Here is a 14,237-nt window from a genome sequence, read left to right as displayed (position 1 = left end):
CACGCCCCTCCCCGGAGGGTGTACGAGCCGTGGTCGCGGGATGGACGGATGACAGTGGAGCCATGCACTGCATGGCGGCCTCACCTCATCGGTGAGAACGGATGCCCGGTGGGCTCCCCACCAAGTCCGAGATCCCGACTCCGTGAGGAGATGCTCCGCATGACCCCTGTCGAGTACAAGCCCGAGCGCCGCACCTTGTTCCGCGACATCCTCGTCGGTGTCGCCTCAGCCCTTGGGGTGGAATTGGTGCGGACTGCCGTGCAGTGCGCGGCGCACCTTCTCGGCTGACGCCGGGAGGCGGGGCGGGCCCGGGGGCCCGCCATCACCGCCGTCTCCGCCACATACTTCTCCGTACGCAAACATCGTGGCGCGATCGCAGAGCAGACATCTCAGAGTCGGGCTACTGTACTACCAGTCATCGCGGCCCGACGGGCTTCCTCCGCAGGACATGCCCCCACCCGCACGAGATCTGTCGTGCCTTGGGGAATTCCTCTTGCTGCTCCGGAAGTCTGCTGCCGAACTTCGCCCACTCATAACGCCCGTTGGCCAGGAGCACCTGCCACTCACCCAACGGCTGATCAATGAGTACGTGCAGTCGCATCCCCGTAAGAAGCAGCCCGGTAAAGGTCTCATCGAATCCTGGAACCACAGCCTTCCCGAGGTCGTCGAAGGACTGCTCGCTTCCGGTCTCGACGATGTCGAACTGCTCATTGAGTACTCGACCCCTGGAATGGCGGGCGAGGCAGATGTGATTCTGGCCGGTCAGCATCCCGCGACCGGCGATCTGTCATACGTCGTCGTGGAACTCAAGCAGTGGCACAAGGCAGTGGTATCGGCGACCAACCCCATCGCCGTGGACGCTGGAATGGGGAAGCCGAAACTCCACCCGGTACGCCAGGTGCAGCGCTACTGCGAGTACCTCGTCCATCACCTCGCACCCTTGCACGGAAAGCGCGGCCGAATCGCTGGGGTCGCTCTGATGCACAACGCAAGTCACGAGGTCTCGTCACTGCTCGAGTTGAATCAGAGTGACCACGGCAGGCTGTACACGAGGGACCAACGCGATGAGTTCAGGGCCTTCCTTGCGGCCCGCCTCGCGTCCGGAGTGCCCGGCGCCCGAGCCGCGGACGTGCTGTGCCAAGCACAGCGGTATGAGGCCCCCTCGTCCAGTGAGGCTTTCAGCCGCGTAGGAAGTCCACACCCCGTCTTCGCGCTCCAAAAGGAGCAGGAGATCGCGTTCCAGGAGGTCCGCCAGAAGGTCCGCGCGGGCGGAGGGACGGCAGGACGCAAGAAGGTCATCATCATTCAGGGCGGCCCTGGGAGCGGGAAGACCGCAGTGGCAGTGGAACTACTGCGTTCCCTGCGACAGGAAGGCCACAGCGTCGTGCACGCCAGCGGTTCTCGTTCGTTCACCAAGAACCTGCGCCAAGCCGCCGTCGACGCCGCTCCGTACCGCAGGAAGGGCGCCGCCGAACGGCAGGCCCGCAAGGACTATCGGTTCTTCCAGCAGTTCGGACACCTGCCGGAAAACTCACTGGAAGTTCTCATCTGCGACGAAGCCCACCGCGTACGGATGAAATCGGACGGCCGTGACGTCAAGAGATGGGTCAAGGAACGCGGCCTGCCGCAGGCCGACGAACTGATTCAGGTCGCCGAGGTTCCGGTATTTCTTCTCGATGACTGGCAATCCCTGCGCCCGAAGGAGGTCGGCACGGTCGAGTACCTCATCGAGCGTGCCATAGCGTGCGGATGCGACTACGAGGTCGTCGAACTCCCGGGCATGTTCCGGGCAGAGGGCAGCGCAGAATTCCGCGAGTGGGTAACGAAGCTACTCAGCCTCAAGTCCACGACGGCTTCTTCGTGGGTCCCGGACGGTCGTATTGACGTACGTCTGGCGGAGAGCCCGGAGGAAATGGAGACGTTCCTCGAACGCCGCATACTCGAAGAGAACGCCCAGGCTCGCATGACCGCAGGCTTCTGCTGGGAGTGGAAGACCCCGCAGAACGGTGAACTCTTGGTCGAGGTACAGATCGGCGACTGGCACCGCCCTTGGAACGCGAAAGAGGGAGTCCAGCTCGCCGATGTACCAGATGCAAGTCAATGGGCCACCGACCCACGCGGATTCGGCCAGATCGGCTGCATCTTCACCGCGCAGAACTTCGAGTTCGACTGGACCGGAGTGATCATCGGCCCTGACCTTGTATGGCGCGACGGACGCTTCACCGTCGACCGGACGCAAACACATGACAGCAAGCTCAAAGAGAAATGGGTGCGTGACGAGCAGGTCGACCGGCTGGTGCGACACGCGTACCACGTCCTGCTGACCCGTGCACGCAGCGGCATCGTGGTCTACTCCGCGGACGACGCCACCCGCAACGCGCTCCGCCGACTGATCACCGGCACGGTCGCAGACTCGCCTCTGGCCAAGCCACTCAAGAAGAAGCTCCCGCCGCCGACAACCCGGGCCGAGAAGGCTGTGGCGGAACAGCTCGCGATAGAGTTCGAGTAGTCATCAATGCGGCCCGACGGGCTTCCGTCCCGCTTCGGCGGGGTTTCGAAGGACATGCCCCCACCCGCACGAGTCTCTTCGTGCTGCCTGGGAGCATCCGTTGCTGTTCCGCGCCTCCGCCGCCGCGGTCGCCGCCGAGTGTCTTTCCGGTTCCCTCTATCTCCGTCTGACCGAGCAGTTCGTCCAGATGCACGGCCACAAGCCCAGTCCGTCCGAGGTCCGTTCCTGGGAACGCAGCCTCCCTGTCTTGGCGAGCGCGCTCAACGACTCGAAGCTCGGCCAGGTGGAGATGCTCATCGAGTACGGCCTGCCGCTCACCAGCAGACGGGCCGACGTCGTACTCGCCGGGGTGCATCCCAGGACTGGACAGCCCTCCTACGTGGTCGTCGAACTCAAGCAGTGGAGCAGCGCCGAGCCGGATGATGGCGATCCCTCGTTGTGCCGCGTCGATTACGCCCCACCCGTACTCAATCCGGTCGACCAGGTCCGCGGGTACTGCCAGTACCTCGTCTCCTTCAACGGAACGCTGGCCGGCCATCCTGAGCGGCTGAGCGGTGCCGCCTATCTGCACAATGCCACCGAGTTCGGAGTCAGCGGACTCTTCGAGGCCGAACAAGACGAGTACGGACGCCTCTTCATCGGAGCCAGACGCGGCGAATTCCTCGATTTTCTGCGGTCGAAGCTCGATGGCGCGTCCAGTTCCGAAGCAGCAGAACAATTGCTGGCCGGAAAGATCGGCCCTTCAAAGCAGTTGATTGCAGTTGCCGCGCAAGAAGTCCGGGAGCGCGAGCAGTTCGTGCTGCTGGACGAACAGAGGGTGGCCTACCGCATGGTGTTGAACGCCGTGCGACGGGCGGAACAGGCAGCCCACAAGGAGATCGTGGTTGTCACCGGTGGCCCGGGTACCGGTAAGAGCGTCATCGCGATGTCACTGCTCGGCGAAATGTACCGGCAGGGCATCACCGCGCTGCACGCAACCGGCTCCAGCTCCTTCACCACCACGATGCGCAAAGTCGCCGGCGCACGCAAGCCGCAAGTGCGAGACCTCTTCAAGTACTTCAACAGCTTCATGACTGCCGAGCGTGACAATCTGGACGTATTGATCTGCGACGAGGCGCACCGGATACGCCAGACGTCGGCGAATCGGTACACACCGGCCGCGCAGCGCAACGGCAAAGCGCAGATCGAGGAACTCATCGACGCGGCGCGGGTCCCGGTCTTCCTTCTCGACGAGCACCAGGTCGTGCGGCCCGGAGAGATGGGCACCGTCGCGGAGATCGAGGCGGCTGCCGCCGCCAAAGGCGCGCGGTGTCAGGTCGTGGCTCTCGACAGCCAGTTCCGGTGCGGCGGCAGCGACGCCTATCTGCACTGGACCGTACGGCTGCTAGGGCTCGAGCCAGGCGGGCCGGTGGCGTGGGAACCCGACGACCGGATGCGGCTCATGGTCGCCGAGACCCCCGCGCAGATGGAGGAGTTCCTCGATGGACGCCGCGCCCAGGGGTATAGCGCGCGCTTGTCCGCGGGCTACTGCTGGAAGTGGACCAAGAAGGTCCCTCCGGGCCAGGCCTTGCCCCCGGACGTCGTCATCGGCGAGTGGCGACGGCCCTGGAATGTCTACGGCGACCGGGCGGTCGGCGGCGCCCCGCCAGCTGCGCTCTGGGCCACTGATCCGGCGGGCTTCGGCCAGGTGGGGTGCGTATACACGGCCCAGGGCTTCGAGTATGACTGGAGTGGCGTCATCATCGGGCCCGACCTGGTCTGGCGTGGCGATCAGTGGGTCACCGACCGTACAGCTTCGAGGGACCCTGTCTTCAAGAAGACGACTGCCGACGCGGATGTGGACCGGCTGATCCGCAACACGTACAAGGTGCTCCTGACCAGAGGTATGGTCGGCACGGTGATCTATTCGACCGACGCCGAAACCCGCGCCAAGCTACGCGAGTTGGTCCGCGCAAACGAGGCGGTTGCTCTCACCTGCTGAAGCCCGGCGGCGGTCCGTCCCGCGGCGGCACCCGGCGAATCCGACGTGACCGCCGCCTGACGCGGAGCAGCGCCTGACCGCGGCAACCGGTCAGGCGCCGAGCAAGCCCGTGAGGGCGCCCACGGGATCCTCGTCCGCCGGGCCCTCCGGCCACCAGTCCGTGCGGCCCGCGTGGGACTCGCCGCGGTACGGGTACCAGCGGCCGTCGTGGCCGTAGCGGAGTTGGAGGGTGGCGGTGGGGTCCGTGAGGTGGTTGTGGTGGATGGTCATGCGGGGGAGGTCCGCGGCGGCGAGGGCGCCGCGGGCGCGGTCGAAGGGGCCCGCCGGTGGGTCCCAGGGGGACTCCAGGACCGCCAGGCCCTCCTCTCCGCCCTGCCGCCAGGCCGCCGCCGCGCGGGACAGGTCCGTGGGGGTGCGGCCCACCGACTCCGCGAGCGCGGCGAATTGGCGGCTGAAGGTGCGGCGGCCCGTCAGGCCGGGGTGGGAGGCGGCCAGACGCACCGCGTCGTGCCACGGGTCCGGCGCGGCGAAGGCCGGCGCGCCCCGCGTCAGGTACGCGTGCGCCCGCGCCGCCGCGTCCGTCGCCAGGAACTCCAGTGCCATGGGGTCGGGGGCGCCGGGCAGGGCGGGGAGGAGGGGCGGTTCGCCCGGGTGCGGCGGGACGGGGAGGGGTGGCGGGAGCGGGGGGCGGTAGTCCGTGGCCAGGGCCTCTCGGGCGGGGGTTCCGGGGAGGTCGGCGGCCTCGTACTCCTCACCGGCCGGGGCTGGGGCCGGGGCTGGGGCCGGAGCCGAAGCTGAGGCTGGGGCTGAGGCTGAGGCCGGGGTCGAAGCTGAGGCCAGGCGCTCCGAGGCCGCCACCGGCCTGCCGGTCACCTCGCCCTCCGCCTGCCTGCTGGCCACCTCACCCGCCACCGGCCGGTGGACCACCTCGCCCGCCGCCGCGTTCGCGTTCCGGCGCGTCAGTTCCTCCAGTACGCGCGTCTCCTCGCCGCCGCGTACGAGGAGCAGGACGAAGGGGTCGGCGTCCAGGATGCGGGCCGTCTGGTAGGTGAGGGCGGCGGCGTGTTTGCAGGGGTGGCCGCGGTCGGGGCAGGTGCAGGAGGGGATCAGGTCGCCGCGGCCGGGGAGGAGGGGGACGCCGCTGTGGTCGGCGGTGGCCGCCAGGGCGTGGGGCATGTCCCGGGTGAGGAGGGCCGTGAGGTGCGCGGGGTCCGCCGTGGCCGCGTCGAGGAGGCGGTCCCAGTCGTCGGGGGTGAGGGTGCGCATGCGGAGTTCGGCGCGGTAGGGGCGGGGGCGGCTGCCGTGGACGTACGCGACGATGCGGCCCGGCTCGACGGTGATCGTGTCGACGTGGCCCTCGCGGGCGTACGCGCGGCCCCGCGCGAGGCGGGCCGGGTCAAGGGCCGAGCCCTCCAGGGCGGCGATCCACGCGTTGCCCCACCAGGAAGAGGCGAAGGCGGCGTCGGGGGTGGTGCGGGGCGGCAGGGGCGGGAAGATCCGGGGGCGGCCGCCGCCTCCGCGCAGTCCGGGGCTCATCGTGCCCTCCGCAACGTCACCAGGTCGGACAGCTCCGCGTCCGAGAGCTCCGTGAGCGCCGCCTCGCCGCCGTCGCCGAGCACCGCGTCCGCCAACGCCTGCTTCGCGGCGAGGAGTTCGGCGATGCGGTCCTCCACCGTGCCCTCGGTGATGAGGCGGTGCACCTGGACGGGCTGGGTCTGGCCGATGCGGTAGGCCCGATCGGTGGCCTGGTCCTCGACCGCGGGGTTCCACCAGCGGTCGTAGTGCACGACATGGCCCGCGCGGGTCAGGTTCAGGCCGGTGCCCGCCGCCTTCAGGGAGAGGAGGAAGACGGGTGCTTCGCCCGCCTGGAAGCGGTCCACCATCGCTTCCCGCGTGGCCACCGGCGTACCGCCGTGCAGGAGTTGGGTGGGTACGCCGCGCTCGGTGAGGTGGGACTCGAGCAGCCGCGCCATCTCCACGTACTGGGTGAAGACGAGCACCGAGCCGTCCTCGGCGAGGATCGTGTCGAGGAGTTCGTCGAGGAGTTCGAGCTTCCCGGAGCGGTGGCGGCCGGACCCGGTACGGGTGGCGCCGTCCTTCAGATACTGCGCGGGGTGGTTGCAGATCTGCTTGAGCACCATGAGCAGCTTCATGACCAGGCCGCGGCGCGCGATGCCGTCCGCGGCCTCGATGCGGGCGAGCGTCTCGCGCACCACCGCCTGGTAGAGCGCGGTCTGTTCGCGGGTGAGCGGCGCGGGGTGGTCGGTCTCGGTCTTCGGGGGCAGTTCGGGGGCGATGCCCGGGTCCGACTTCTTGCGGCGGAGGAGGAAGGGGCGTACCAGGCGGGCCAGGCGTGCCACCGCCTCGTCGCTCTCGGCGGAGCCGCCGGTCTCGGCGAGGCGGGCGTGCCGGGCACGGAAGGCCTTGAGCGGGCCGAGGAGTCCGGGGGTGGTCCAGTCGAGCAGGGCCCACAGCTCGGAGAGGTTGTTCTCGACGGGCGTCCCGGTGAGCGCGACCCGCGCCGCCGCGGGGATCGTGCGCAGCGCCCTGGCCGTGGCCGCGTGCGGGTTCTTCACGTGCTGCGCCTCGTCGGCGACGACCAGGTCCCAGTCGCGCGCGGCCAGTTCGGCCGCGCTGGTGCGCATCGTGCCGTACGTGGTGAGGACGATGCCGCCGTCGGGGACGGCGTCGAGGCTGCGGCCGGTGCCGTGGAAGCGGCGGACGGGGACGCCCGGCGCGAAGCGCTCGATCTCGCGCTGCCAGTTGCCGAGCAGCGACGTGGGGCAGACGACGAGGGTCGGTTCGGGGCGCGCCCGGTGCAGGTGCAGGGCGATGAGGGTGACCGTCTTGCCGAGCCCCATGTCGTCGGCGAGACAGCCGCCGAGGCCGAGCGAGGTCATGCGGTCGAGCCAGGCGAGGCCGCGGAGCTGGTAGTCGCGCAGGGTGGCCTTCAGGGCGGGTGGCTGCGGCACGGGACGCGGGTCGCCGGTGAGGCGTTCGCGTACGCGGGCGAGGGCGCCGGTCGGCACGGCCGCGACGCGTTCGCCGTCCACCTCGGCGGCGCCGGTCAGCGCGACCGTCAGGGCGTCCACGGGGTCGAGCAGACCCAGGTCGCGCTTGCGGGCCTTGCGTACGAGGGCGGAATCGACCAGGACCCACTGGTCGCGCAGCCGCACGATGGGGCGGTGGGCCTCGGCGAGGGCGTCCATCTCGGCCTCGGTCAGCGGGGTGCTTCCCGGACCGTCTTCACCTTCGCCCCCTTCGCCGCCGCTCAGCGCCAACTGCCAGCGGAACTCCAGGAGTTGCTCCGTCTTGAAGAAGTCGAAGTTGTCGGCGGCGGTGCCCGGGGCGGGGCGCACCACGGCGGTCGCGGTCAGCTCGCGGGCCAGCTCCCGCGGCCAGTGCACGGCGACCCCGGCCGCGCCGAGCCGGGCCGCGGCGGCACCCAGGAGGTCGTACAGCTCCTGCTCCGCCAGCGGGAGCACGTCCGGGCGCGGCCGGTCGAGGAGGCGGCCGAGCGGCGGCCAGACGCGGGCGGCACGGCGCACCGCGAGCAGCGTGTGGGCCTGTGCGCGCGGCCCGAAGTGCTCGGCGCCCGACCAGAGTTGCGCGGCGTCGACGACGAGGGTGGGGTCGGCGAGGCTGTGCACCTGGAGCACGGCGGCGGCAGCGCCGGGCGCTCCAGCGTCCCCGGAGCCGCCGGTGCTCCCGGCCCAGTCGGCACCGCCGGACCCGTCGGCGCTCCCGCCCGCCCCGGCCTCCACGTCGAACAGGTCGGACGCCCGCAGGTCCACCCGCAGCGACACCCGCACCCCCGCGTCCTGCCCGGCCGCCACCTCCGCCGCCCACGCGCGCGCCCCGGGCAGCCGCTGCGGCTCGCGCGCGGCGAACGGCGCGCCGACGGCGTACGCGGCGGCGGGCGTGCGCGGCAGGGTGTCGACGACGGCGTCGACGAACGCCCTGACCAGCGCGTACGGCTCGGGCAGCAGGAGCGGCGGGCGGCTGCCGGGCAGCGGCACGGCGTGCGCGTCGGCAGGCATGGCGGCGGCGACGGCCCGCAGGTGCGCGACGTCCTCGGCCCCCAGCGGCCCGGCCCGCCACGCGTCGACGTCCGCGCCGGCAAGCCCGGGCAGCAGCTTGCCCCGGGCGACGAGGTGCAGGGCGTGCCGGGCGGCGGCGGCCCAGCAGGCGGTGGCGGGATGCGCGGCGCCGGGGGCGGCAGCACGGGCCACCCCGCCCCCCGGGGCACCCGCGAGCAGCACCTCCACCGCATCCCCCACCGGCGCGAGCAGCGCAGGCACGGCACGCCTGCGCACCCCCTTGCCGTGCCGGCGTACGACCGTGATCTCACCCCGGACCCAGGCCCCCGCGCCCGCACCACCGGGCACGCCAGGTTCACCGAGCACATCCGGCAGCTCCCCGCCGTCCGGCCGCCACCACGCGATCCGCCCCTGCCGGGGCACCTCCGCCGGAAGGAACACGGCAGCACAGGAACGTACGAGAGCAGCGGCGGCGGAAGCGCCATCAGCGGCAGCCACGGCACCCACAGCCGTCATCACCACCACCTCACACGTCGCTCACTGTCCGCCCGGGCCACCCGGCCACCCGGCCACCCGGCCACCCGGCCACCCGGCCACCCGGCCACCCGGAAGCCTGTCTCACCGCCACCCTAGGCGAGCCCACAGACGCAAAATCACTCTCCTCGGCGCCGAGCCACTCCAGTAGGAAAGTTTCCTAACAATAATCCGTCCGGATCCTTGACGCGCTCATGTCGGCTCGCCACGATGCCTGAGACGGCCCTCCCGCACCCCCCACCACGCGCCCAGGAGGCAGACATGCCGCCCACCCCCACCGCAGCCTCTGCCAACCCCCGTACGCGCAAAGCCCGTTGGGTGATACCGGCCGCCGCGGCCACCGCCCTCGCCACCGTCGGCGGCGTGCTCCTGTGGTCGCCGGCCGGCGAGGCCGACGCCTCCCCGACGCCGAAGGCCGCCTTCACCGCCGTCGCCGCGGGCGACATCGCCGAGCAGTGCACGAAGAGCGACAGCCGCTGCGCGCACCCGAAGACCGCCGCGCTCGTGCAGCAGATCAACCCGCAGTTCGTGCTGACGATGGGCGACAACCAGTACGACGACGCCCGCCTGAAGGACTTCCAGAAGTACTACGCGACCACCTGGGGCGCCTTCAAGGACAAGACGAAGCCGGTGCCGGGCAACCACGAGACGTACGACCCGGCGGGCCCCCTCAAGGGCTACAAGTCCTACTTCGGCTCGGTCGCGTACCCCCAGGGCAAGAGCTACTACAGCTACGACCAGGGCAACTGGCACTTCATCGCCCTGGACTCCAACAGCTTCGACGACAGCGCCCAGATCAACTGGCTGAAGAAGGACCTCGCCGCCAACACCAAGAAGTGCGTGGCCGCGTACTGGCACCACCCGCTGTTCTCCTCCGGCGAGCACGGCAACAACCCCGTCGGCAGGCCGGTCTACAAGCTCCTCGACGACGCGAAGGCCGAGCTGGTCCTCGGCGGCCACGACCACCACTACGAGCGGTTCGCCCCGCAGGACGCGAACGGCAAGGCCGACTCCGAAGGCATCGTCGAACTGCTCGCGGGCACGGGCGGCGCGAACCCGTACAAGATCGAAGAGGTCCAGCCCAACAGCCAGAAGCGGATCACCGACACCTACGGCGTCGTGAAGCTCGACTTCACCGACAACGGCTTCTCCTGGAAGCTCGTCGGCACCGACGGGGCGACCAAGGACACCAGCCCGTCGTACTCCTGCCACTGACCCCCGGACCCGGGTGTCACGCGCATGTACCTGGCCACCACCGACGCGGTCGCCACGGCCGCCAAGCGCGGCCGCACGCCTCGCCGCACGCGCGGCCGCGTCACCGGTCCCGTCCTCGCCCTCGGCGCGGTCAGCCTCGTCACCGACATCTCATCGGAGATGGTCGCGGCGGTGCTCCCGCTCTACTTCGTCCTCGGCCTCGGCCTGTCCCCGCTGGCGTTCGGTTTCCTCGACGGTCTCTACAACGGCGCCACGGCCGTCGTACGGCTCCTCGGCGGGTACGCGGCCGACCGCGGCGGGCGGCACAAGCTCGTCGCGGGCTCGGGGTATCTGCTCTCCGCGCTGTCCCGGCTCGGGCTGCTGCTCGCGGGCGGCGCCACGGCCGGGATCGGCGCGGCGATCGCGGCGGACCGGTTCGGGAAGGGCGTGCGGACGGCGCCCCGTGACGCGCTGATCTCGCTGAGCAGCCCGCCGGACGGGCTCGGCCGGGCGTTCGGCGTGCACCGGGCGATGGACACGACGGGCGCGCTGCTCGGCCCGCTCGCGGCGTTCGCACTGCTGTGGATCACGGCGGACGCGTACGACGCGGTGTTCGTCGTGAGCTTCTGCTTCGGCCTGTTCGGGGTGCTGCTCCTGGTGGCGTTCGTGCCGGGGCGGACGGCGCTGCCGCAGGCCGGGGCGTCCGCGGGCCCGGCCGGCCCGTCGAGCGCCCAGTCACGACCGCGCCCCCGCCCGCGCAAGGCCCTGACCCTCCTCCGTGTACCCGCCTTCCGCCGCGTGTGCGCCGCCGCCGCGCTGCTCGGTGCCGCGACCGTCGGGGACGCCTTCCTGTATCTGCTGCTCCAGCGGCGCCTGGACTTCGCGGAGAGCTGGTTCCCGCTGCTTCCGCTCGGCACCGCCGCGGTCTATCTGCTGCTGGCCGTTCCGGTCGGGCGGCTGGCGGACCGGGTGGGCCGCCGCGTGCCGTTCCTCGCGGGGCACGGCGCGCTGCTCGTCGCGTACCTCCTGCTGCTCCTGCCGACCGGCGGCCGCCCGCTGCTCGTCGGGGTGCTGCTCGCGCTCGGCGTCTTCTACGCCGCGACCGACGGCGTCCTGATGGCACTGGCCACGCCCTGTCTCCCGGCGGAGCGGCGGGCGAGCGGGATGGCCGTGCTGCAGACCGGCCAGGCGCTCAGCCGTCTGGTGGCCGCGGCGGGGTTCGGCGCGGCGTGGACCCTGTGGGGCGTCGGCGCCGCCCTGGCCAGCGCGGTGCTCGCGCTGACGGTGGCCGTCGCGGGCGCGGCGGCGCTGCTGCGGCCCACCGAACGTCCGCCGGCCGCCGAGCAGCCGCAGCCGCCCGCCACGATCCCGGAAGGGACCGCATGACCCTCACCCTGCCCGAGGCCTCCACCCGGCTGCGCGTCATCGCCGTCGTGGCGGCGGCCGCGCTGCTCGCCGCCGTCGCCGTCACGTACACGGTGCGCGCCGTCCACCGCGCCGAACCAGTCGCGTCCGACTCGGAGTTCGCCCTCGACCGGGGCCATCTCTACTTCCGCTCGACGCAGTCGGGAGCGGGCCGCGTCGCCCGCGTCCCGATGTCCGGCGCCGGCCACCGCACCCCCAACGGCCCGTCCTGCGAACGCTTCTACGCCGCCGGGGGCACCGCCCTGTGCCTGCTGCGCCGCCCGGGCATCCCGCCGAAGTCGTACGCCGTCGTCCTCGACGAGCGGCTGCGCGAGAAGCGGCGCGTCGCGCTCACCGGCATCCCGAACCGGGCGCGGGTCTCGGCGTCCGGGCGGATGCTGTCGTGGACGATGTTCACCACCGGCGACTCCTACGCGGGCGGCGGCTCGTCGTTCTCCACCCGCACGTCGATCCTGGACACCCGCACCGGCTATCTGATCAAGAACATGGAGGAGATCCCGCTCACCGTCGACGGCCGCCGCTATCACTCCCCCGACGTCAACTACTGGGGCGTGACCTTCGCCCGCGACGACAACCGCTTCTACGCCACCGTCTCGACGAAGGGCCGGACGTATCTCGTCGAGGGCGACATGCGGAAGTGGTCCGCGCGGGCCCTGCGCGAGAACGCCGAATGCCCGTCCCTGTCCCCCGACAACACCCGCATCGCCTTCAAGAAGCGCGTGCGCGGCGGCGCCAAGGACCCGTGGCGGCTGTACGTCCTCGACCTGCGCACCCTGCGCGAGCACCCGCTCGCCGAGCGCCGCAACGTCGACGACCAGGCGGCGTGGCTGGACGACGGCACGCTGGCGTACGCGCTGCCGGGGCGCGAGGGGCGCGACACCCGGAAAACGGACATCTGGACGGTGCGGGCGGACGGCGCCGGACACCCCAAGCTCCGCGTACCGGGCGCCAGTTCACCGGCCGCGGTGCGCTGAGACGACGTAAGTACCGTACGGAACAAGCCACGCGACACCCGAAATCCGGATGCACGCGCGAGGCCCCGCCCCGCACGATGCCTCCATGACCACACACCCCACCTCCGTCCACCGCACCGTCGTCCCGACCCTCTTCCCGCCCCCCGGATACGCCCACGCGGCCGTCGTGGAGGCCGGCACCCGTCTCGCGTTCATGGCCGGTTCCGTCCCCCTCGACGCCGACGGAAAGCTCGTCGGCGAGGGCGATCCGATCCAACAGACGCGGCAGGTCGTCGCGAACCTCGACGAGGCGCTGCGTGCCATCGGCAGCGATCTGTCGCAGGTGGTGGCGAGCACCGTGTACGTCGTCGGGCACGAGCCCGGCGTGCTCTCCGAGGTGTGGGACGTCGTACGCGCCTCCGGGCTGCTCACCACCCAGCCGCACACCTCGACGCTGCTCGGCGTGACCGTGCTCGGCTATCCCGGCCAGCTCGTGGAGATCACCGCCACCGCCGTCGTACCGGAGGAGACCGCGGCCTAGCCGCCCTGCACGGCCTGGGCCCTGGTGGCGAGGCCCAGCGCGTAGTCCGGCCACCACTCCCCGGCGGGCGGCCCGCCCCGGCAGGTGCCGTCGGACTCGCCCGGCCGCTTGACCCACAGGTAGGCGTCGATCGCGGGGTCGCCGGTGCGGGTGGTGGGCGGGGTGCCCAGCGCGCGGCCGGGCGGGTTGCACCAGGCCTTGTCGCCCTCATAGGGGCCGTTGCCGTTGCGGCTGGTGTCGATGACGAAGTGGGTGCCGCCGCCGAGGGCGCGGGCGAGCCGGTGGCCGTACTCCTCGCTCTCCGCGGTCGTGCGGTAGTTGGAGACATTGAGGGCGAAGCCGTCGGCCTGCTCGATGCCGGCCAGGCGCAGGGGTTCGACCAGGCGGCGCTCCTGCGGGATCCAGCTCGCGTTGCCGGCGTCGAGGTACACCTTGGCGGCCGGCTGCCGCTTGAGGCGGGTGACGGCGTGTGCGAGCAGCGCGTACCGCTCGGCGGCCACGGTCCGGTCGCAGCCGGCGATCTGCTGGGCGACGGCGTCCGGTTCGACGACGACGTACGCGGCGTGGGTGCCGATTCCCGCGGCGAGGGCGTCGATCCACGCGCGGTAGTGGGCCGCGTCGCGGGCGCCGCCCGCCGAGTAGTCGCCGCAGTCGCGGTGCGGGACGAAGTACGCGACGAGGACGGCGGTGCGGCCGGCCGCGGCCGCCTTCTCGACGTGGGCGCGCACTACGGCCCCCGGGTCGTCCTCGATCAGCCACTCCGCCTGGGCGCGGCGCGCGATGCGGTCGATGAACCAGGCGTCGGCGGTGCGGCCGCCCGCGCGCCAGTCGGCGGCCTGGCGGGCGGCGTGGGAGTCCGGGTTCACCCAGAACTCCACGGCTTCCGGCGGGGCGCCCGCCGCAGGGTCTCCCGCGCCGGTGAGGGTCGTGGCCAGCGCGGCGGCGCAGGTGAGGGCGTGCCGCAGCCGGTGTCCCCGCCTGCGGCGGGGGTGGGCCGTCGGGACGGTCGACAGGAGCACGGGGCGACTCCGCTCTCTCGGCACCGGGGTCCCCCAGCGTC

At 71.7% G+C, this 14,237-nt stretch carries 10 protein-coding genes; 7 read left to right on the top strand and 3 right to left on the bottom strand.

Features of this window, described 5'->3' with window-relative positions; all coding sequences use genetic code 11:
* Positions 1 to 159: 159 nt before the first annotated feature.
* From AC0KTA_RS29020 to AC0KTA_RS29010, 3 genes are all read left to right on the top strand, one after another.
* Complete coding sequence (locus tag AC0KTA_RS29020; RefSeq protein WP_481051166.1) at positions 160 to 288, top strand: DUF6408 family protein; 129 nt, start codon at positions 160 to 162, stop codon at positions 286 to 288.
* Between the two features lie 205 nt (positions 289 to 493).
* Positions 494 to 2,509, top strand: a complete 2,016-nt coding sequence (locus AC0KTA_RS29015; protein WP_481051165.1) for a DNA/RNA helicase domain-containing protein — start codon at positions 494 to 496, stop codon at positions 2,507 to 2,509.
* 100 nt (positions 2,510 to 2,609) lie between these two features.
* Positions 2,610 to 4,490 carry a DNA/RNA helicase domain-containing protein gene (locus AC0KTA_RS29010; RefSeq protein WP_481051164.1) on the top strand — a complete coding sequence of 627 codons (1,881 nt, stop codon included), beginning with the start codon at positions 2,610 to 2,612 and terminating at the stop codon, positions 4,488 to 4,490.
* 90 nt (positions 4,491 to 4,580) lie between these two features.
* On the opposite strand, the gene AC0KTA_RS29005 is transcribed toward AC0KTA_RS29010, so the two are convergent.
* Together AC0KTA_RS29005 and AC0KTA_RS29000 are read right to left on the bottom strand one after the other, a co-directional pair.
* Entirely contained in the window at positions 4,581 to 6,026 is a 1,446-nt protein-coding gene (locus AC0KTA_RS29005) for an SWIM zinc finger family protein (RefSeq protein ID WP_481051163.1), read from the bottom strand.
* Positions 6,023 to 9,046: a DEAD/DEAH box helicase gene (locus AC0KTA_RS29000; protein ID WP_481051162.1), complete on the bottom strand. Its 3,024-nt coding sequence runs from the start codon at positions 9,044 to 9,046 to the stop codon at positions 6,023 to 6,025. The genes AC0KTA_RS29005 and AC0KTA_RS29000 overlap by 4 nt, the downstream gene beginning before the upstream one ends.
* A 279-nt stretch (positions 9,047 to 9,325) precedes the next feature.
* Here AC0KTA_RS29000 and AC0KTA_RS28995 point away from each other — a divergent pair, with 279 nt between their 5' ends.
* The 4 genes from AC0KTA_RS28995 to AC0KTA_RS28980 all read left to right on the top strand — a co-directional run bounded on the left by AC0KTA_RS28995 (position 9,326) and on the right by AC0KTA_RS28980 (position 13,177).
* A complete protein-coding gene (locus AC0KTA_RS28995; protein ID WP_481051161.1) occupies positions 9,326 to 10,279 on the top strand; it encodes a metallophosphoesterase family protein in 954 nt (317 codons plus the stop codon).
* Positions 10,280 to 10,303: 24 nt separating this feature from the next.
* The gene (locus tag AC0KTA_RS28990; protein WP_481051160.1) at positions 10,304 to 11,644 is read left to right on the top strand and encodes an MFS transporter; all 1,341 of its coding nucleotides are present in this window, start codon (positions 10,304 to 10,306) and stop codon (positions 11,642 to 11,644) included.
* Positions 11,641 to 12,657, top strand: a complete 1,017-nt coding sequence (locus tag AC0KTA_RS28985) for a TolB family protein (RefSeq protein ID WP_481051159.1) — start codon at positions 11,641 to 11,643, stop codon at positions 12,655 to 12,657. Before AC0KTA_RS28990 ends, AC0KTA_RS28985 begins: the two co-directional genes overlap by 4 nt.
* An 85-nt stretch (positions 12,658 to 12,742) precedes the next feature.
* Complete coding sequence (locus tag AC0KTA_RS28980) at positions 12,743 to 13,177, top strand: RidA family protein (protein ID WP_481051158.1); 435 nt, start codon at positions 12,743 to 12,745, stop codon at positions 13,175 to 13,177.
* On the opposite strand, the gene AC0KTA_RS28975 is transcribed toward AC0KTA_RS28980, so the two are convergent.
* Positions 13,174 to 14,196: a glycoside hydrolase family 6 protein gene (locus AC0KTA_RS28975; RefSeq protein ID WP_481051157.1), complete on the bottom strand. Its 1,023-nt coding sequence runs from the start codon at positions 14,194 to 14,196 to the stop codon at positions 13,174 to 13,176. The genes AC0KTA_RS28980 and AC0KTA_RS28975 overlap by 4 nt on opposite strands.
* Between the last annotated feature and the right edge of the window lie 41 nt (positions 14,197 to 14,237).

It is taken from the genome of Streptomyces sp. Y309 (assembly GCF_056712025.1).
The sequence above is the reverse complement of the archived record's forward strand: the minus strand, read 5'-3'. Positions and strand labels throughout refer to the sequence as shown.